General features: G+C 65.3%; 19 protein-coding genes. 10 read left to right on the top strand and 9 right to left on the bottom strand.

Annotated elements, in window-relative coordinates:
* Positions 1-227 precede the first annotated feature (227 nt).
* Complete coding sequence (locus NG900_RS21910) at positions 228-2,300, top strand: bifunctional 2',3'-cyclic-nucleotide 2'-phosphodiesterase/3'-nucleotidase (RefSeq protein ID WP_252683678.1); 2,073 nt, start codon at positions 228-230, stop codon at positions 2,298-2,300.
* 13 nt (positions 2,301-2,313) lie between these two features.
* On the top strand, positions 2,314-3,123 hold the full coding sequence (locus tag NG900_RS21905; protein WP_252683676.1) for a tetratricopeptide repeat protein: 810 nt from the start codon (positions 2,314-2,316) through the stop codon (positions 3,121-3,123).
* A 13-nt stretch (positions 3,124-3,136) separates the two neighbouring features.
* Here the strand turns inward: NG900_RS21905 and NG900_RS21900 are convergent, their stop codons facing one another.
* The 4 genes from NG900_RS21900 to NG900_RS21885 form a co-directional block, all read right to left on the bottom strand.
* The gene (locus NG900_RS21900; protein ID WP_252683674.1) at positions 3,137-4,114 is read right to left on the bottom strand and encodes a 2-dehydropantoate 2-reductase; all 978 of its coding nucleotides are present in this window, start codon (positions 4,112-4,114) and stop codon (positions 3,137-3,139) included.
* Between the two features lie 4 nt (positions 4,115-4,118).
* On the bottom strand, positions 4,119-4,943 hold the full coding sequence (locus tag NG900_RS21895; protein WP_252683672.1) for a class II aldolase/adducin family protein: 825 nt from the start codon (positions 4,941-4,943) through the stop codon (positions 4,119-4,121).
* A 112-nt stretch (positions 4,944-5,055) separates the two neighbouring features.
* Complete coding sequence (locus tag NG900_RS21890; protein WP_252683670.1) at positions 5,056-6,003, bottom strand: DUF2272 domain-containing protein; 948 nt, start codon at positions 6,001-6,003, stop codon at positions 5,056-5,058.
* A 144-nt stretch (positions 6,004-6,147) separates the two neighbouring features.
* Complete coding sequence (locus NG900_RS21885) at positions 6,148-6,426, bottom strand: HU family DNA-binding protein (RefSeq protein WP_004628548.1); 279 nt, start codon at positions 6,424-6,426, stop codon at positions 6,148-6,150.
* Positions 6,427-7,062: 636 nt separating this feature from the next.
* Here NG900_RS21885 and NG900_RS21880 point away from each other — a divergent pair.
* Entirely contained in the window at positions 7,063-7,602 is a 540-nt protein-coding gene (locus NG900_RS21880; protein WP_252683668.1) for an SET domain-containing protein, read from the top strand.
* Between the two features lie 19 nt (positions 7,603-7,621).
* On the opposite strand, the gene NG900_RS21875 is transcribed toward NG900_RS21880, so the two are convergent.
* Together NG900_RS21875 and NG900_RS21870 are read right to left on the bottom strand one after the other, a co-directional pair.
* A complete protein-coding gene (locus NG900_RS21875) occupies positions 7,622-9,298 on the bottom strand; it encodes a sensor histidine kinase (protein ID WP_252683665.1) in 1,677 nt (558 codons plus the stop codon).
* Positions 9,299-9,307: 9 nt separating this feature from the next.
* The gene (locus tag NG900_RS21870) at positions 9,308-10,018 is read right to left on the bottom strand and encodes a response regulator transcription factor (RefSeq protein WP_252683663.1); all 711 of its coding nucleotides are present in this window, start codon (positions 10,016-10,018) and stop codon (positions 9,308-9,310) included.
* Between the two features lie 93 nt (positions 10,019-10,111).
* Between NG900_RS21870 and NG900_RS21865 the strand changes: the two genes are divergently transcribed.
* A complete protein-coding gene (locus NG900_RS21865) occupies positions 10,112-10,339 on the top strand; it encodes a DUF3717 domain-containing protein (RefSeq protein WP_252683661.1) in 228 nt (75 codons plus the stop codon).
* Between the two features lie 30 nt (positions 10,340-10,369).
* On the opposite strand, the gene NG900_RS21860 is transcribed toward NG900_RS21865, so the two are convergent.
* The gene (locus NG900_RS21860; RefSeq protein WP_252683659.1) at positions 10,370-10,675 is read right to left on the bottom strand and encodes a 4a-hydroxytetrahydrobiopterin dehydratase; all 306 of its coding nucleotides are present in this window, start codon (positions 10,673-10,675) and stop codon (positions 10,370-10,372) included.
* Between the two features lie 47 nt (positions 10,676-10,722).
* Positions 10,723-11,667, bottom strand: coding sequence for a phenylalanine 4-monooxygenase (gene phhA / locus NG900_RS21855; protein WP_252683657.1), 945 nt, complete (start codon positions 11,665-11,667; stop codon positions 10,723-10,725).
* A 137-nt stretch (positions 11,668-11,804) separates the two neighbouring features.
* Between phhA and NG900_RS21850 the strand changes: the two genes are divergently transcribed.
* From NG900_RS21850 to NG900_RS21835, 4 genes are all read left to right on the top strand, one after another.
* Entirely contained in the window at positions 11,805-12,281 is a 477-nt protein-coding gene (locus NG900_RS21850; RefSeq protein WP_252683655.1) for an Lrp/AsnC family transcriptional regulator, read from the top strand.
* Between the two features lie 96 nt (positions 12,282-12,377).
* Positions 12,378-13,139: a lysoplasmalogenase gene (locus NG900_RS21845; RefSeq protein WP_252683652.1), complete on the top strand. Its 762-nt coding sequence runs from the start codon at positions 12,378-12,380 to the stop codon at positions 13,137-13,139.
* A 36-nt stretch (positions 13,140-13,175) separates the two neighbouring features.
* Positions 13,176-14,177, top strand: coding sequence for a delta(1)-pyrroline-2-carboxylate reductase family protein (locus NG900_RS21840; protein ID WP_252683650.1), 1,002 nt, complete (start codon positions 13,176-13,178; stop codon positions 14,175-14,177).
* A 206-nt stretch (positions 14,178-14,383) separates the two neighbouring features.
* Positions 14,384-15,103 carry an OmpW/AlkL family protein gene (locus NG900_RS21835; protein WP_252683648.1) on the top strand — a complete coding sequence of 240 codons (720 nt, stop codon included), beginning with the start codon at positions 14,384-14,386 and terminating at the stop codon, positions 15,101-15,103.
* A 64-nt stretch (positions 15,104-15,167) separates the two neighbouring features.
* On the opposite strand, the gene NG900_RS21830 is transcribed toward NG900_RS21835, so the two are convergent.
* The gene (locus tag NG900_RS21830) at positions 15,168-15,368 is read right to left on the bottom strand and encodes a heavy-metal-associated domain-containing protein (protein WP_252683646.1); all 201 of its coding nucleotides are present in this window, start codon (positions 15,366-15,368) and stop codon (positions 15,168-15,170) included.
* A 146-nt stretch (positions 15,369-15,514) separates the two neighbouring features.
* Here NG900_RS21830 and NG900_RS21825 point away from each other — a divergent pair, with 146 nt between their 5' ends.
* Complete coding sequence (locus NG900_RS21825) at positions 15,515-17,749, top strand: heavy metal translocating P-type ATPase (RefSeq protein ID WP_252683644.1); 2,235 nt, start codon at positions 15,515-15,517, stop codon at positions 17,747-17,749.
* Positions 17,746-18,198: a Cu(I)-responsive transcriptional regulator gene (gene cueR, locus NG900_RS21820; protein WP_252683642.1), complete on the top strand. Its 453-nt coding sequence runs from the start codon at positions 17,746-17,748 to the stop codon at positions 18,196-18,198. The genes NG900_RS21825 and cueR overlap by 4 nt, the downstream gene beginning before the upstream one ends.
* Positions 18,199-18,245 lie beyond the last annotated feature (47 nt).

The following is an 18,245-nucleotide window of genomic DNA, read 5'->3' as shown; positions in this document are numbered from 1 at the left end:
CTGTCCGGCTGAGACCCGCAGCCGGCGCACCTCTTCACGCGGCCAGCGTCTCGCATAAATGTCATGCGATGGTCACGGCGTCGTCACGCACGCTTTTGATACTTCTCCGCTTCTGAAGCCCCGGCCCAGTCTGTTGTCCTCTCGCGTTGCGCAAACGATCGCGCACGTGCCTTGGTAGTTCGCAGTCCGTAGTCGCATATCAAAAAAAGACCTTCAGGGAGAAGTTCATGCGAGTCCGACCGTTGCGTTCGGCGGCGTTGCCGCTTGCTGTGTTGCTGTCGATGTTCCTGGCTGCCTGTGGCGGCAGCGAAGATTCACCTGCCACCAGCTCGAGCGGCGACACCACGCCGGCCACAGCGGCACCTGCAGGCACCAAGGCCACGCTGGCCGTGTTGGAAACCACCGACCTGCACACCAACGTGCTGTCGTACGACTACTTCAAGCTCGCGGCCGACAACTCGCTCGGCTTCGAGCGCGTGGCGACGCTCATCAACCAGGCACGCGCGCAGTTTCCGAACACGCTGCTGCTGGACAACGGCGACACCATCCAGGGCACCGCGCTCTCGGACTACCAGGCCATGGTGAGCCCGATCACCTGCGACCAGACGCTGGCGATCTACAAGGTGATGAACGCGGCCAAGTACGACGGCGGTGGCATCGGCAACCACGAGTTCAACTACGGCCTGCCGTACCTGTCGCAGGTTACGGGCAACACGTTCAACGTGGATGGTCTGCCCGATCCGTCAACGCAGAAGAAGTGCGCAGGCCCGAGCTTCCCGCAGGTGCTGGCGAACGTGGTGAGCGCGAAGACGAACGCGCCGCTGTTCCAGCCGTACACGATCCTCACCAAGACGGTAACGGCCACCGCGCCGGACGGCAGCACCCTCAGCGCGCCGGTGAAGGTCGGCATCATCAGCTTTACGCCACCCACCATCACGAGCTGGGACAAACGCTGGCTCGACGGCAAGGTCTATACCGTCGGCATCAAGGAAACGGCGGCAAAGTACATCCCCGAGATGCGCGCGAAGGGTGCCGATCTGGTGGTCGCCATCTCGCACGGTGGGCTCGACAACTCGACGTATTCGCCGACGATGGAAAACGGCAGCTGGTGGCTCTCCACCGTGCCGGGCATCGACGCGATGCTGATCGGCCACTCGCACCAGCTCTTTCCGGATGCGAAGAGCACCGTGAGCCAGTTCAACCTGCCGGGCGTGGACAAGGTGGCCGGCACCGTAAACGGCGTGCCGACCGTGATGGCCAACTACTGGGGCAAGCACCTCGGCGTGATCAAGCTGGGCCTGACGTTCAACGGCACCAACTGGACCGTCGACAAGACGCAGACCACGGTGGAGGCGCGCTCGATCCAGAACGCCGACAAGACTTACGTGGCAGCGGACCCGAGCGTTTCCGCCGCCATTGCCACCGAACATCAGGCGACCATCAACTACGTGAAGACGCCGGTGGGCAACACCGACTTCAACATGAGCACGTACTTTGCCGACGTGGGTGACCCGGGCGCGATCGAGATCGTCAACCAGGCGCAGGCGGATTACGTGTCGGCCTACATTCAGGCGAACCTGCCGCAATACGCTTCGCTGCCGGTGCTGTCGGTGAGCGCACCGTTCAAGAGCGGTTTCGGTGGCGGCACGGACTTCACCGACGTGGCGGCGGGTCCGCTGGCCATCAACAACGCGGCCGACCTGTACCTGTATCCGAACACGGTCTACGCGGTGAAGGTGGCGGGCTCCGACATCAAGAATTGGCTGGAAACGGCGGCCAAGCGCTTCAACACGATCGACCCGAACAGTGCGACGGTGCAGAAGCTGGTGAGCACGTTCCCGGGCTACAACTTTGACATGTTCACCACGCCGGATCTGACGTATGAGATCGACGTCACGCAACCGGTCGGCAGCCGCATCAAGAACCTGCAGTACAAGGGCGCGGCGATTGACCCTGCGGGCCAGTTCATCGTGGCGACCAACAACTACCGTGCGAGCGGCGGCGGCAACTTCGCGGGCCTGGATGGCAGCAAGACGATCTATGCCTCGCCGGATGCCAACCGCGATGTGCTGATCGCGTACATCAAGAAGATCGGTAGCGTGCAGCGCGCGACCAACGGCTCGCAGCGCAGCTGGCGCTTCACGAAGCTGGCGAGCTCGGTGGCGCAGGTGCAGTTCACTTCCGCCCCCAACAAACTGGCCAGCGCCACGGCAGCCGGCATCACCAACGTCACACAAGTGGCTGCGGATGACGGCTCGGGCAAGGGCCTGGCGGTGTACCAGATCGACCTCACGCAATAAGCCGGAGCCGACGATGCCATCTCTTCGTTCCGCATGGGCTGGGCTGGATGCGCCGGTCATGGAGTCTCCGCGCCAGTCGGTGCCGATGCTCACGGTGGCGGCTGCGTTAGCCATCACTGTGACAGTCGGTGGTTGGCTCTCGCACGCACGCCGGGCACCCACCGTGGACGCCACGCAGCTGGAGTCCTGGCGCGCGATGGTCGTGCAGGCGATGGAGCCCGAGGCGCTGCAGCAGCTGCGCCAGTTGGCGCGCAGTGGTTCGGTACCGGCGCAGTCGGCGTTGGGCGAAGCCTTGCTCAGCGCGCGCGATGGCTCACTGCGTAATGAAGGGATGCGTTGGCTGGAAACCGCTGCACCGAGCGATGCGCGTGCGCAGTTGTCGCTCGGCAAGGCATTGCTGCTCGGCACCGGTGGCGTGGAGCGCGACTACCCGCGCGCGCTGCGTCTGCTGCGTCAGTCGGCTGACAAGGGCGACGCGGCTGCCGCGTACTACCTTGGCCTGATGGTTCGCAGCGGCTACGGTACGGCCATCGACACAGCACAAGCGGCGCACTGGTTCGATCGCGCAGCGCACCACGAGATTCCGGCGGCGATGTTCATGCTGGCCAATGCGTACCGTGACGGCGAGGGCGTGCCGCGCGACGAAGCGCGTGCGCTGGCGTTGTACCAGGCTGCTGCCGAGCACGAACTGCCCGAAGCCGTGCAAGCCCTGGCAATGGCGTATCAGAACGGCGAGCTGGGTCTCAAGCGCGACGATGCCGCATATCACCAGCAGTGGATCGAAACGGCGCACGCGCTAAAGCATCCCGCGCTGGCACCGTAACGAAGATGTTGCTTCAGTAGAGCCCGCGGGTCTGGGCATGCAATCGCACCAGACCCAGCAGGGCATCGATCTGCGGTGTCGGCACACCCACGTGCTGACCGATCTCGCGCACCGAGGCCACCAGCGCATCGATCTCGAGCGGGCCGCGCCCGGCTTCCGCATCCTGCAGCATCGACGTCTTGAACGCGCCAAGTTGACGCGTCACCGCGCTGCGTTCTTCGCCGCTCTGTGCGATCGGGCAGCCGATGCGCGCGCCAATCGCTTTCGCTTCTTCCATGATGCCCAAGCAGAACGCTGCCACCAGCGGATCATCGAGGATGCGATCACACGTGGCCCCGGTCAGCACCGACACCGGGTTCATCGTCATGTTGCCCCACAGCTTGAACCAGATGTCGCGTTGGATGGCTTCGCTGCGTTCGATCTGCAAGCCCGGGCGTTCGAACAACGCGCTGATGGTGTCCAGGCGCGGTGATGCGCCGCCGGCCGGTTCCCCGAGAATCAATCGCTTGCCGAATCCGTGCCGCACGTGTCCCGGCGCAGACGTTGAGCACGTCAGGTGCACCACGCAACCGAGCACGTTCTTCGTGGGAATCGACTCGGCAATCCGGCCATGCGGATCGACTGACTGCAGGCGCTGACCTTCCAGCGGCCCAGGCCGATCAAAGAACCACCACGGCACGCCGTTCATCGCCACCACCACGCAGGTTTCGGCGCCGATGAGCGGGGCGATGCTGTGCGCCACGCTTTCCATGGCCGGTGCCTTCACGGCAATGATCACCACGTCCTGGATCCCGAATGCCTGTGCGTTGCCACTCGCGTTGACCGGAACGGCGTGCGTGGTGCCGTCTTCCGTCAGGCGCAGCCCGTCTGCCTGCAAGGCCTCAAGCGTGGCACCGCGTGCCAGCACGTTGATCGATTCACCAGCCAGCGCGAGCTTCGCGCCCAGATAGCCGCCGACAGCGCCAGCGCCGACGATGCAAATGCGTGTCATGAGATCAGGTTCGATAGGAAGGGTCGATGCGATCGATGGTGCGGGTGAGGGCGGCGAAGACGTCCTCGCCGGCACCAAAGTTCGGGTTGAACTGCAGCGAATCGCGCGTGCAGTTGCGGGCGATGGATTCGGGAATCTGCAGCACCGTGCCCATCGATGTGGAAGCCAGTTGGATCTCGCAGGCGCGGTTGAGCAACCACAGCACGGCAAACGCGCGCGCAATCGAATCGCCCCAGGCGAGCAGCCCATGGTTGCGCAGAATGACGGCGGGCTTGTCGCCGATGTTCTTCACCAGGCGCGGCCCTTCATCGGCATGCACGGTGATGCCTTCAAAGTCGTGATACGCGACCTTGCCGTGCAGTTGCGCTGCGTAAAAGTTGCTGATCGACAAACCATCGCGCGCGCAGGCGACCGCCATGCCGGCCGTGGTGTGGGTATGCATCACGCAATGCGCACCGGGAATGCCGGCATGAATGGCGGCATGCACCGTAAAGCCCGCCGGGTTGACCGGCCATTCGGGTTGGCCAGCCGCACGCTGCACGTTGCCCTGTAAGTCGACCTTCACCAGATTCGACGCACAGACCTCCGCATACGTCAGGCCAAATGGGTTGATGAGGAAATGCGGGCCGCTATCGTCATGCGCGCCGTCTTCGGGTGGCAGGCGCAGCGTGATGTGGTTGTAGATCAGCTCCGTCCAGCCGAGCTGCGCAAAGATGCGGTAGCACGCCGCAAGCTTCACGCGAGCCGCCCATTCGCGCGGGCCGCACCAGGCGGGGCGATGGGCTTGGACATCCGATCCGGCATCGGGTGAGAGCGAAAGCACCGTCATGACCTGTCTCCTGATCGCAGGGGCCATGCGCCGGTCGGGTTGCCGGCGCCTTAGTGATTCACATGTTAATTAATTGGCGCCGAACGTCAAACCACGTTACATCCGTTCGCTGCTAAGGCAGTTGGTTGCGCAGGATCACGAGCCACTGCATGACCGAGTTCGTGTACGGGTCGAGCTGGTTGGCATCGTTCAACTCGGTGATGCTCATTGACGCAGATTGCTGCACGTTGCCGCCGATCGCTTTGACCTCGTGGCGGATCGGGTCCAGCTCGACGACGAGATCGCAGTGCATGGGGGTCCTGCCTGCCTGGATTTCCGCCGGATCGGAGATGAAGCGATCGGCGCCGCGGGCGGAGCAGATGAGGTCGCCCGGGCGCGGCACAGCTGGCGTGCGTTCGAGCACGAAGGCGGGATGCCTGAGCAGGTGGTCACGCGCGTCGGTCACGTATTCCGCATGCGAGGCACCGGTCAGAAACTGGTCATTCTGCAAACCGGCCTTGCGCATGATCCACGAGATGAACACCGCCGACCACGCCCAGCCGCCGGTAGTCAGCTGCTGGCAGGCGGGCGTTTTGCCGACGATGGCCCAGTAGCGCTTGGCCAGCATGCAGCCGCGTGCAGTGGCTTCACCGCCGGTGCCGTCCGGATAGCGCAGGCAGGGCGCGGGCGGCGGCGCCGATGGCGCGGCAGCCGGCTTGGGCAACGGCATGTCGGTACCGCCTTCTTCATCGGCAGGAGTCGGGGTCGGATCGTCGGCCGTCAGCCAGTGCCCCGGGGGCTGATCAGGAAAGCCGCCTCCGGTCACGCAATAGGTATCGTCGCGCCCAACGCGCACGGTCTGGCGGCCCCAGCGATCCCACTCGGTCAGGGCGATCTCGATCATCCGTTCGCGCGGCGTGGCGCCGGGCCTTGTCTGCACGACTTCGTTATCGGGCAGCGGTTCGGCTTGCGGACGCGCAGGCGGCGTCGTGCAACCGGCCAGCCAGAACACCGGTGCAGTCAGGACGATCGGCAGGGCAATGCGCAGCAAGCGTGCAGTGCGCAGGAAGGGGCGGGACATGAATGCGGGGAGATGGAATGGCCTGACGGGGAGACAGGCCTTCCGACGTGGTACGCCAATGCTGCGGTCGATTCACGCATGCAATGGCATGCCACGTCGAGGGCGTTGACCGGATGGGCCGGTCACGCCAGGGGCGTCATTGCCTTAGGCGTTGACGGCATCCTTGAACTTCTGGCCGGCCTTGAACTTGACCGTCTTGGCAGCTTCGACCTTGATCTCTTCACCGGTACGCGGGTTGCGGGCCATACGCTCGGCACGCTCGCCCTGGCTGAAGGTACCAAAGCCGATGAGGCTGACCGCATCGCCCTTGCCAACGGATTCCATGATGGCTTGCAGCGTCACGTTCAGTGCCTGCTCGGCCTTGGCCTTGGTCAGACCGTCTACGCCGCTGGCGATGGCGTCGATCAGTTCGGTTTTCGTCATTGCTTGACTCCCTTCAAGAGTAGATAAAACACACCACAGAGCCTCCGGGGGATGGCTCCAAGGGCGACATGATACCGGCATGCGATTCGCGCGGGCACGTGAGCTTTGTAACGGCACGTGGTCTTCGGGTTCCGCAAATCCGCACGGGACGTGCGTTGCGAGGCGATCCCATCACATCGGTATGAACGATGGATGTTCTGGTTTGTGCTTGGCCGACTCGCTCGTTGATCGAAGCGACGACAGTCGATTGATGGGTTTACCTTTTTCTTTATGTATACAGATAGTAGTAGTAAATAACGGTGGATAGTTTCTGTGGATAAGTGGAAAAAGCGCTTTGTGTTCAATCACTTGCTGCAAGCAAAAGCAGGGGTACGGCGTGTGTCCTCGCGTGGATAGTTTGCGGGGTTGGTGAAACCTTCGGTCGGCAAGCGCATCACTTGTGCCCACACCATCGACAGGGCAGCCACAGACAGCCAACAGCCTTTGCCGGTAGTTATCCACAGTTGCAGGCCGGGTTATCCACACGCGTTGTTCACAGGTATGGACGCATGGCGTCCGGTACGTGTCGAGATGCCATGCTTTTGGTGTAGGCTCACGCCTTCGTTGATCGACGCTTTTGTTTTGCCCTGCGACCCCATGACACGTACGTCTCCTGATGCCACGCCGGCTCTGGCCGAGGCCTCGCCCGCGCCGCAAGCGCCGGCCAAACTGCGCCGCCGCGATCGCATCGAGGTGCGTGAATCCGGCGTGCACGGACGCGGCGTCTATGCTGTGACCGCCATTGCCAAGGGCAAGAAGATCATCGAATACAAGGGCGAGCACATCTCATGGAAAGAGGCGTTGCGCCGCCATCCGCATGATCCGTCTGACCCGAATCACACGTTCTATTTCAGCCTCGAAGACGGCAGCGTGATCGACGCCAAATACGGCGGCAACCGTGCGCGCTGGATCAACCACGCCTGCAAGCCCAACTGCGAGGCGCGTGAGAGCGATGGCCGCGTATTCATTCACGCGCTGCGCGATATCGAGGCCGGCGAAGAACTGTTCTACGACTACGGCCTCGTCATCGAAGGCCGCCAGACCAAGGCGCTGAAGGAACAGTTTGCCTGTCGCTGCGGCGCGAAGAAATGCCGCGGCACGATGCTGGCGCCGCCCGCGAAGACCAAGAAGAAGTAAGCCGCAGGTTCGCCGCGGTTCAGGCGGGGGTGCCCGCCAGCGGCAGGCGTAACACGAAGCGCATCACGCGGCTGCCATCACGGGCCACCGCATCGTCAATCGCGACCGTGCCACCGTGCAGGCGGACGATGTCATGCACGATGGCCAGACCCAGTCCGCTGCCCTGCGGCTGCCCAGGGCGATGATCGGCATCGCCACGGAAGAAGCGCTGGAACACTTCACCGCGGCGTTCAGGCGGAATGCCCGGGCCGTTGTCTTCCACACTCACCACGCCCCACCACTGTGAAGCGGCATCGGCTTCCATGCCGGCACGCAGGGTCACCCGTCCGCCGCGCGGCACATACTTGATGGCGTTGTCGAGCAGGTTGTTGATGGCTTCGCGCAAAAGCAGCACGTTGGCCAGCACCGGCGCCTGCAATGATCCTGGCGAAGTGGCGTCCTGCGGCCACGCCTCAAAGCCGAGATCGAGCCCACGCGCCAATGCACGCGGTACCCATTCCGCGCCGGTATCGAACGCGAGCGCGACCAGATCGACGTGCGTCGGCGGCCCCAACTGATCCAGCGTCATGCCGGGCTCCGCGCGCGCCAGCGTCAGCAGCTGGTTGGACAGGCGCACCGCACGGTTGGCGCCCGACTGTAGTTCCAGCAGGGCAGGCCGCGCGTCTTCCAGCGTCTTGGCATCGACCGCGCGATCGGCATGCAGCTTCAACGCGGTGAGCGGGGTGCGCAACTGGTGAGCCGCATCGGCGATGAACGTGCGCTGCGCTTCCAGTGCGTCGCGCAGGCGTGCGAGCAGCGCGTTCATCGCGTTGATGAGCGGCTGCAGTTCAGCGGGCACGCGTTCGGCGGATTCGGCAGGCAGGGGCGTCACCGACCGGGCGCTCTGCTGGTTGAGCGTGTCGGCCAAGGTTTGCAGTGGCTGCAATTCTTCCTTGAGCACGAGCGAGAGGATCAACCCGCCCACGGCCAGCAGCACGATCAGCGGAATTGATACCGACAGCAGCACTTCCTTGGCCGCCGTATCGCGGTGGTCCAGCAATTCGGCCACTTCCACGACGATGCCGTTCTCGCGCTGCATGGCATCGGGTGGATTGGACGGGTTAAACGCGGGCGCCGTCTGCGCCTGCGTGGGTGCAAGCGCTGGGCGCGTGACGTCGTCTTCAGGATCAGGCGGAGCGGGCTGGCGCGGCGAACGCGGCGTCGACACTTCGGCACTCAGGCCCGGCACCAGCAGGTGCACGGCGCGCACCTGTTTGCCGTCGATCCAGCTATAGAACACGCGTGCTTCGCCAATGCGCACCTGGCCCGAGCCGTAGCCCAGCGGCATGTCGCGCCCGATCAGCGTGCCGGTGGGGCCGGCGATGCGCCAGTAGATGCGATCTTCGCCACTGTTCTGCACCAGCGTCTGCGCGGTGAGGGCGATGTCATGCAGCTTGGCAGCCGGCACGTGCGGACCGGCGATGCGCAATTGTTCTGCCAGTGTGTTGGCCACGCCCACCAGCGCGCGGTCGAACACCTGCGCGGTGTAGTGAGCAGCGAGCCAGTACGACAGCGCACCGGTGCCCACGACCAGCCCGAACAGCGGTGTGGCCAGCGCGCGCAACAGGTGCAGGCGCAGGCTGATGGCGCCATTGCCTGCATCCGCGCCCGAAGCGGATGCCTTTGGCGACGAGGTGGGGCGGTGGCGCTTGAACATGGGCGAGTGCTACGCGGCGGAGCGTGCCTGCAACAGATAACCGAAGCCGCGCACGGTGACGATTTCCGCCTCGGAATGCTCGATCTTGCGGCGCACGCGATGCACATACACTTCGATGGCCGTGTCGCCCACCACGTCGTGGCTGGCCTCGCCGATAGCGTGGCCGAAGCTGGCCAGGTGGTCTTGCAATTGCCCCTTGCTGACCACGCGACCCTGACGCAGCATCAGCAGTTCGAGCACGGCAAACTCGCGCGGCGATAGTTCGAGCGGGACAGCATCGACGAAGATGCGCCGTTCCGCACCGCTCATGCGCAGACGGCCGACCATCACGTCGGGCCGCACCGCCGGCTCCGATGGGTCCCCGCGCCGGCGCAGCAGCGCGCCCACGCGGGCCACGAGTTCGAGCATCTCGAAGGGCTTGAGCAGGTAGTCGTCCGCGCCGGCGTTCAGGCCGTTCACCTTGTCGAGCAGGCCATCGCGGGCGGTGAGGATGAGCACGGGCGTGGCGCGATCGCGCGCGCGGAACTGCGACAGCAGCGTCATGCCGTCGATGCCGGGCAGGCCCAGATCGAGGATCACCAGATCGTGTGTTTGCCGGGCGAGTTGCTCGGCAGCGAACACACCGTCATGCACCACTTGCACGCGGTGGCCCGCCTGCGTGAGCCCGGCGTGGATGCCGCTGGCGATGGCGCGGTCGTCTTCAATCAGCAGGATGCGCATGCATGCAATCCATCGTGAGGGCCGTCAAGACGAGGCCCGGAAAGCGGAGCAGAAAAGAGGAATCGGCGAGTTTGGCAGGGCTACAATGCGCGGATGACCGATGCCATGCTCACCATCACCGACCTGGAGGCCGCCATCAATTTCTGGCGCGCCCGTTCGCCCGCCGAGGGCGAGGAACTGCGGCTGTGTGCCGAGGCGTCGGCGCTGGCCAAGCCGTATGCGCTGATGATTGTACAAGGCGCCACCCGCATCGCCCCGGAGCAATTGGGCGACAAGGCGCGGGCAGCGTATGAGGCGTGGCGCGCAGCCACGCAGGGCTGAGCGCCAGTGCTTGCAGGGTGACTGCGCGGGTTACTTCGCGCCGGTTGCCTTGGCGGCTTGCTCCATGAAGCGCGCGAGATCGGCGTCACGGTGTGTGAGCCCGTTCGCATCATGCGTGGACAACGTGACGTCCACGCGATTCCACACGTTGAACCACTCCGGATGGTGATTCATCTGTTCGGCCTTCATCGCCACGCGCGTCATGAAGCCGAACGCGGCGTTGAAGTCGGCAAAGGTGAAGGTCTTGTGGATGGCGTCGCGGTCGCTCTGCAACTGCCAGCCGGGCAGCTCGGCAAACATGGCCTTGCGTTGGTCTTCGTTCAGGGTCGGCATCATGGTGATCAGCGGAGTTCGGGTGTGAATGCGCGCAGTATAGTCAGCGCTCAAATGTCTGCCGTGTCCGCCCAGCCCTCGCGGTTGCCAACGTTCAGCACGAGATCCCCTTCCACCACATCGCCGGCACCAAAGGTCGGCAGCGCGACGAGTTCTTCATACAGCGGCGTGAAGTCCGGGCGCGTGGCGTCGAACAGCTGCTCGAAGTTGTCGATCGTGAAGTAGGTCTTCTGGAACGTGTCGATGCGGTAGCGCGTGCGCATGATGCGGCGCACGTCAAAGCCGATGCGGTTGGGGCTTGCAGAATCCAGCGCGTAGACCGATTCGCTCTTGCTTGACACGATGCCCGCACCGTAGATGCGCAGGCCAGCCGGCGTGCGGATCAGGCCGAACTCCACCGTGTACCAGTACAGGCGCGCGAGCATGTCGAGCGCGCCCAGGCGTGCCGCTTTCAGGCCACCCTTGCCGTAGGCTTCCATGTAGTCGGCAAAGATCGGATTAATCAACAGCGGCACGTGGCCGAAGATGTCGTGAAAGCAGTCCGGCTCCTGCAGGTAGTCGAGCTGGTCGGGACGGCGCATCCACCAACTGGCCGGGAAGCGGCGGTTGGCGAGGTGATCGAAGAACACTTCATCCGGCACCAGGCCCGGCACGGCAACGATCTGCCAGCCGGTGGCGCGCATCAGCGTTTCATTGAGCTTGTCGAACGAGGGCACGCCTTCGCGGCTCATGCCCAGCGTCGAGAGACCCTGCATGAATTCATCGCACACGCGGCCCGGCAGCAGCGCTTCCTGGCGGTCATACAGGGTGCGCCAAGTGGCATGGTCGGCGGCGGTGTAGCGGTGCACCGGCTGCTCCATGGTGAAGTCGGGGCGCAGCGTCTGGCCGTCCAGGCCGTCGGCAAATTGTTCGCGCAGCTTGTCGGTCAGGGTGCCGTTGAAGCCGGCCGGGGCGGCGTTTTGGGCCGCATCGGGGGCGTGGGTTGCGATGTCCATTTGTAATGTCGATCTCGTCAATCAGAGTCCGGCCAGTGTATTGGCGAGACCACGCGGGTTGGCCGCAAAACCCATGTCCATTGGATTCGGTTTGCAGAAATCATGCAAAATACCGACCTCCAACGCAGGAGATGTGCATGATTTCGCTGGATACCTTCGATCTGGCCCTGTTGGCGGCGCTTCAGCGCGATGGCCGTGCGACGCATCAGCAGCTCTCGGAACAGGTTCACCTGTCGGCCAGCCAGGTGGGACGGCGCTTGGCGCGGCTGGAATCGGAAGGGGTGATCGAGGGCTACCGGGTGGTGCTCTCGCCGACGGGGCTGGGGCTGGGCGTGACGGTGTTCGCCAGCGTCAAGCTCGCGCACCACGGTGACGCGATCGTCGAGCGCTTCCACGAAGAGATCATGCTGCTCGATGCCGTGCAGGAGTGCTATTCCGTGGCCGGCGACGCCGATTACATGCTGCGCGTGGTGGTGCCGGATCTGCCGGCGTTGTCGGAATTCGTCATGCGCAAGCTGATGCGCGTGCCGGGCGTGGACAATGTGCGGTCCAATATCGTCCTGACGGCCTTGAAGCGGGATGGGGCGCTGCCGCTATCCCACCTTCGGGGGTGATGCCTGTGCCTTGCGCCTGGGTGCGCGGCGTGTCACGCTGCAAGCCGGATGGACAGGCTGGATCGACAACGCGCCCGGCTGGGCGGGAGACAACGAATGGTTGAAGGGCACACCACGCATCCGGCGCACGCGCTGGTGCATCTGGCAGGCGGCTACGGCATGCCGGCACGGGTTCGCGCGTGGTGGGTGGCTGCTGCGGTGGCGGGCGTCACGTACGGCGGCATGCTGACCATGGTGGCCGTCGAGGTGCCGCCCGGCACGCCGCTGGTTGGTCGCATCATCGCCCAGCCACTGTGGAAGATGTTGATGGCGCTGCTGTTGGCGCGCGCGGCGGCGCTGCATGAGGTCCCGCGCGAGCGCCGCTGGCTGGTCGGCGCCATGCTGTTTTCCGCCCTGGGCGATCTGTGGCTGGCGTTGCCCGGCTGGAAGCCCTCGTTCATTGCTGGCCTGGGCTGCTTTCTGGTGGCGCATCTGTGCTACCTGCGCGTGCTGGTGGGGCTGCGGGGCGCATCGTCACCGATCCGGATGATCGGTGTGGGCGCCATGATGGGCGTGGCCATCGGCATGCTGGTCTGGTACTGGCCGGGGCTGGGCGAGATGAAAGGGCCGGTCATCGTCTACATGCTGGTGCTGTCGTCGATGGTGTGCGCAGCGCTGCTGGCACGTCTGCCGGGGCCGCTGACGGCCTGGGGTGCGCTCGCCTTTGCCGCGTCTGACGCGATGATCGGCATTAGCGTGTTCGTCTTTCCGTTCACCGATCATGAACTGGCGATCTGGTGGAGCTACGCCGCCGCCCAACTCCTCATCAGCGCAGGGCTGCTGACGCGCCGCACACCGCCGGCGCGCCGGGCAGCCTGAGTTTGTCCGACGTTTCTTCCGCTGCAGGAGCCCCCGATGCTGCAGACCCTCGACGCCGCCGCCACGGCTGCCCGCCTACCGTATGCCGCCTTGGCCGATGCCATCGCCCAGGTGTTGCGCGATGCGCGCGCCGGCCGGGCCCAGGCGCCGGCACGGCTGGTGATGCCCGTAGCGGGCCCGGGCAGCTTGCTGCTGATGCCGGCGTCCAACGCCAACATCGCCATCACCAAGATGATCACCGTGCATCCGCACAACCCCGCGCAGGGCTTGCCGGCCATTCACGGCGAGGTGGTGGTGATGGACGCCCGCACCGGTGAGCGCCGGCTGATGCTCGATGGGCCCACCGTCACCGCGCACCGCACGGCGGCCGTGTCGCTGTTGGCTGCTCGTTTGCTGGCGCCGGAACCGGCGGGTGATCTGCTGTTGATTGGTGCCGGTGCACAGGCAAGGGCACACCTGGAAGCCTTCCGCTTCGGGCTGGGCACGCGGCGCGTGACCATCATCGCGCGCACCGCCGCCAGTGCCGAAGGGCTGGCGGCCCACGCCCGCGCACTTGGCATGGACGCTACCCCAGTGGCCGGCGCCGATGCGGCGGGCGTGGCGAGCGCCGCCCGCACGGCGCTGCCGCGGACATCGCTGGTGATTACCGCGACGCCCTCTGCGCAGCCGGTGCTTCCCGACTTGGCGGAGCCGGATCACGCTTCCGGCTATGCCTGGGGCGCCCATCACTTCATCGCGGCCGTCGGCGCGTTCCGGCCCGATATGGCCGAACTGCCGCCGCGCCTGTGCGTGCACGCTGCGGCTGTTGATAAGCTCTACGCCGACACGCTCGTCGACCTGGAAGTGGAAGCCGGCGACCTGCTGCAGGCCGGCGTGCCGTGGTCGCGTGTGCGGCCGCTACAACAGTGCATCGACATGCCGCCGGACACGCGTGCGAAGTCCGCGCCGGTGTCGCCGGTGGTGTTCAAGAGTGTCGGCAGTGCCCTGTGGGATCTGGCCGCGTGCGTGCTCGCGCTGTCCAAGTCCAAGCCTGTTTAAAAACGGCGCATGTGCCGAGAAAGGCCGCCGCAAAACAATCTTGCGCGGCGCTTATAACAGGAAACCTCTAGAAAAACGGTTCTAGCCAAGGCAATCACACAGGATAATGGCCGTCCCTTCCGCCCTGGGAGGAGACTGAGAACGCACCGGCAAACGCACCCGCCGTGTTTGCCTCGGATGCGTCAGACACTGGAGCACATACAGAGATGGCCTATAAGAAAGCACTGGCGGCCGCCGCCGGGATGATCCTCGCCACCGCCGCGCACGCACAAGCTGCCGGCAGCAACATCGTCAGCCTGGGCTGGTTCCGCGTGATGCCGAACAGCTCGAGCGACCCGCTGTTGGTCAAGAGCATCGGCGGCATGCCTGTCAACCAATCGCAGTCGGGCACTGGCGCCAAGGTCAAGGATGCCGATACCGTTGGCCTTGCCTTCACGCATTTCTTCACCGACAACGTTGCCGTGGAACTGGTGGGCGGCATCCCGCCGCGCCACAAGGTCGAAGGTGCGGGCTCGCTCTCGAGCTATGGTGAAATCGGCTCCGTCAAGCAGTGGAGCCCGGCGATCGTGGCCAAGTGGTACTTCCTGGATGCGGATAGCAAGTTCCGTCCGTATGTGGGCGCGGGCCTGAACTACACGTGGTTCTCCGACGAGAAGATCACCAGCAGCGCGTTCCAGACCAAGCTGGGCGGCCCGGGCAGCACGAGCAGCGTGTCGGCCGACAGCTCGCTCAACCCGGTGCTGAACGTGGGCGCGACCTACGCCGTCACCAAGGACTGGTTCGTCGGTCTGTCGGTGTCGTATCTGCCGCTCAAGACGACGGCGACGATCGACACCAAGACGGCCACGGGCGTCCACGTCGTGAGCGAAGCGAAGATCAAGATCAACCCGGTCGTGACCTTCCTGAACGTCGGCTACCGCTTCTGAGCGGCTGCGGCGCAAACAAAAAGGCGTGCCACTGCGGCACGCCTTTTTTGTTACCTATGACCCGTCAAGCGACGGATTTGACCGGGTAACCGGCCTGCTCGATGGCGGCCTTCACGGCATCGGTGCTGGCGGCGCCGGTGACGGCCACGGTCTGTTTATCAAGATCGACCTGCACTTGGGCGCCGGCATCGACTTGCTGCACCGCGCGGGTGACGGCCGAAACACAATGGCCGCAGCTCATGCCTTCAACGGAAAACGTCGTCATGGTTGGCTCCAGAAAAGAAGGGGGGGGATACGTGTTGCCAGTATGAACCCTCCCATCGTGGGAAGCGCAAGCGTAAAATGGGCGCTTGACCTTGCCAAGATGGGAAGGTCTAGGGTGATGCCATCTTCCTCAGATCGGACGCTTTCATGACTGCCGCCAGCCCCGTCGTCGACATGACTGAGGTTGCCTCAACCGACCTCGATATCAGTGGGATGACCTGCGCCGCCTGCGCGGGCCGGGTCGAACGTGCCCTGCGCGCCGTGCCTGGCGTGACGGATGCAAGCGTGAACCTTGCCACCGAACGTGCCCGTGTACAGGGTGCGGCTGCGGCGGATGCGCTGGTCGCCGCTGTGTCGGGCGCCGGCTACGAGGCGCACATTGCGTCCGACGAAACTGCCACGCCTGGTGCTGCCGAACCCGATTTCTGGGAGGGCGCCGGCCCGGTGTGGATTGCCGCCGCGCTGTCGGTGCCGCTGGTGTTGCCGATGATCGCCGGCTGGTTCGGCAGCGGCTGGATGCTGCCCGCCTGGGTGCAGTGGCTGCTGGCAACGCCGGTGCAGTTCGTAGTCGGCGCGCGTTTCTACAAGGCAGGATGGAAGGCGGTGCGTGCGGGTGCCGGCAATATGGACTTGCTGGTCGCGCTGGGCACGTCGGCCGCGTATGGTTTGTCGCTGTGGCTGTGGTGGCGCGCGGGTGCAGACGGGATGCACCATGAGCCGCATCTCTACTTCGAGAGCGCCGCCGTGGTCATTACGCTGGTGCGCCTGGGCAAGTGGCTGGAAGTGCGCGCCAAGCGGCAGACGGCGCAGGCCATCCGCGCGCTGCAGGCGTTGCGCCCCGATACCGCGCGCGTGCGCGGTGCGGACGGCACGCTGCGCGACACGCCTGTCGCCAAGGTGCGGGTGGGCGATGTGGTGTCGGTGCGCGCGGGTGAGCGCATCCCCGTGGACGCCGTGGTGCTGGAAGGTGCCAGCCATGTCGATGAATCGATGTTGACGGGCGAAAGCCTGCCTGTGCCCAAGCACGAAGGCGATCGCGTGACCGCCGGCGCCATCGCCACCGACGGCGTGCTGCTGGTGCGCACCACGGCCATCGGCGCAGACACGATGCTCTCGCGCATCATCCGCCTGGTGGAAGACGCACAGGCCGCCAAGCCACCGATCCAGCAACTCGTCGATCGCGTCAGTGCGATCTTCGTGCCGGCCGTGCTGGTAGCGGCGTTGCTGACGCTGGGCGGTTGGGCTATCGCCGGGGCCGGATGGGAGGCAGCCATCGTCAACGCGGTGGCGGTGCTGGTGATCGCCTGCCCCTGCGCGCTGGGGTTGGCCACGCCGTCGGCCATCATGGCGGGCACCGGTGCGGGCGCGCGGCGCGGCATTCTGATTGCCGATGCGCGCGCACTGGAGCGTGCGCAGCAGGTGGACTTCGTCGTCTTCGACAAGACCGGCACGCTCACCGTTGGCCAACCGCGCGTCACGGCGGTGGAGGCAGCGCCGGGCATCGATGCCAGCGCGGTGCTCCATCAACTCGTCGCGCTGCAAGCCGAGAACACGCACCCGCTGGCGCAAGCCACGCGTGAGTACGCGATTGCGCAGGGTTACGCGATCACCCCTGCGCAATCGCCGGAAGTGCTGGCCGGACGCGGCACGCGCGGCATTGTGAATGGCGCATCGCTGCAGCTCGGCAACGCGCGCTGGATGGACGAACTGGGCGTCGATCGCAGCGCTTTGCAGCTGCGTGCCGACGCGTTGGAAGCGCAGGGCAACACGGTCTCGTGGCTCGCGCAGCGCAGTGAAGGCGGTGTGCAGTTGCGCGGCCTGATTGCCTTCGGGGATGCGCTCAAGCCGGGCGCCAGGGACGCCGTCGCTGCGCTGCAGGCCCGGGGCGTGCGCACTGCACTCGTGACGGGCGACAACGCCGGAGCCGCACGCAGCGTGGCCGATGCGCTCGGCATTGACGAAGTGGCTGCGCAGGTGCTGCCGCAAGACAAGGCCGCACGCGTGACGGCCTGGCAGCAGAGTGGTCATGTGGTCGCGATGGTGGGCGACGGCATCAACGATGCGCCTGCGTTGGCAGCGGCCGATGTCGGCATCGCCATGGCCACCGGCACCGATGTCGCGATGCAGGCCGCGGGCATCACGCTCATGCGTGGCGAGCCGCGTCTGGTGAGCGACGCGCTCGACCTCTCGCGCCGCACCGTCGCCAAGATCCGGCAGAACCTGTTCTGGGCGTTCATTTACAACGTGGTGGGCATTCCGCTGGCGGCCTTCGGCTTGCTCAGCCCCACCTTCGCCGGCGCCGCGATGGCGTTCTCCAGCGTGAGCGTTGTCACCAACGCGCTGATGCTGCGCCGCTGGCACGCTACCGGAGATAAGGCATGACGCGACGCGATCTCAACGTAAACCAAGGCCCGGTCAATATCGGCGAGGCCGCCCGTGCCAGCGGCGTGTCGGCCAAGATGATCCGCTATTACGAGAGCATCGGCCTGCTTCCGCCGAGCCCGCGCACCGAGGGCAACTACCGCATGTACGACGCGCGCGCAGTGCACGTGCTGCGCTTCATTCACCGGTCGCGCTCGCTCGGGTTCGCGCTGGAAGAGATCCGCACACTGCTCTCGCTGTGGAATGACCGCGAGCGTGCCAGCGCCGACGTGAAGGCCATCACCCTGCGCCACGTGGCCGACCTCGACGCGCGCATCGGCGAGTTGCAAAGCATGCGCGACACGCTCATGACGCTCGCCAACGCGTGCCACGGCGATGACCGGCCCGATTGCCCCATCCTCGCAGGCGTAGCAGGCGAGAGCGATGGCAAGGACGCCTGCTGCCACTGATGCAACCCTCCATTGCGCCGTAGGACGTCTATGCCACAATCTGGCAA

This window comes from Ralstonia soli (assembly GCF_023955655.1).
GTDB classification, from domain to species: Bacteria; Pseudomonadota; Gammaproteobacteria; order Burkholderiales; family Burkholderiaceae; genus Ralstonia; species Ralstonia soli.
This window is presented reverse-complemented; position numbering and strand designations above follow the sequence as displayed.

Bases quoted from the DNA above. Each gene is read 5' to 3' on its own strand.
- NG900_RS21910 (WP_252683678.1), top strand. From the start codon at position 228: ATGCGAGTCCGACCGTTGCGTTCGGCGGCGTTGCCGCTTGCTGTGTTG.
- NG900_RS21905 (WP_252683676.1), top strand. From the start codon at position 2,314: ATGCCATCTCTTCGTTCCGCATGGGCTGGGCTGGATGCGCCGGTCATG.
- NG900_RS21900 (WP_252683674.1), bottom strand. From the start codon at position 4,114: ATGACACGCATTTGCATCGTCGGCGCTGGCGCTGTCGGCGGCTATCTG.
- NG900_RS21895 (WP_252683672.1), bottom strand. From the start codon at position 4,943: ATGACGGTGCTTTCGCTCTCACCCGATGCCGGATCGGATGTCCAAGCC.
- NG900_RS21890 (WP_252683670.1), bottom strand. From the start codon at position 6,003: ATGTCCCGCCCCTTCCTGCGCACTGCACGCTTGCTGCGCATTGCCCTG.
- NG900_RS21885 (WP_004628548.1), bottom strand. From the start codon at position 6,426: ATGACGAAAACCGAACTGATCGACGCCATCGCCAGCGGCGTAGACGGT.
- NG900_RS21880 (WP_252683668.1), top strand. From the start codon at position 7,063: ATGACACGTACGTCTCCTGATGCCACGCCGGCTCTGGCCGAGGCCTCG.
- NG900_RS21875 (WP_252683665.1), bottom strand. From the start codon at position 9,298: ATGTTCAAGCGCCACCGCCCCACCTCGTCGCCAAAGGCATCCGCTTCG.
- NG900_RS21870 (WP_252683663.1), bottom strand. From the start codon at position 10,018: ATGCGCATCCTGCTGATTGAAGACGACCGCGCCATCGCCAGCGGCATC.
- NG900_RS21865 (WP_252683661.1), top strand. From the start codon at position 10,112: ATGACCGATGCCATGCTCACCATCACCGACCTGGAGGCCGCCATCAAT.
- NG900_RS21860 (WP_252683659.1), bottom strand. From the start codon at position 10,675: ATGATGCCGACCCTGAACGAAGACCAACGCAAGGCCATGTTTGCCGAG.
- phhA (WP_252683657.1), bottom strand. From the start codon at position 11,667: ATGGACATCGCAACCCACGCCCCCGATGCGGCCCAAAACGCCGCCCCG.
- NG900_RS21850 (WP_252683655.1), top strand. From the start codon at position 11,805: ATGATTTCGCTGGATACCTTCGATCTGGCCCTGTTGGCGGCGCTTCAG.
- NG900_RS21845 (WP_252683652.1), top strand. From the start codon at position 12,378: ATGGTTGAAGGGCACACCACGCATCCGGCGCACGCGCTGGTGCATCTG.
- NG900_RS21840 (WP_252683650.1), top strand. From the start codon at position 13,176: ATGCTGCAGACCCTCGACGCCGCCGCCACGGCTGCCCGCCTACCGTAT.
- NG900_RS21835 (WP_252683648.1), top strand. From the start codon at position 14,384: ATGGCCTATAAGAAAGCACTGGCGGCCGCCGCCGGGATGATCCTCGCC.
- NG900_RS21830 (WP_252683646.1), bottom strand. From the start codon at position 15,368: ATGACGACGTTTTCCGTTGAAGGCATGAGCTGCGGCCATTGTGTTTCG.
- NG900_RS21825 (WP_252683644.1), top strand. From the start codon at position 15,515: ATGACTGCCGCCAGCCCCGTCGTCGACATGACTGAGGTTGCCTCAACC.
- cueR (WP_252683642.1), top strand. From the start codon at position 17,746: ATGACGCGACGCGATCTCAACGTAAACCAAGGCCCGGTCAATATCGGC.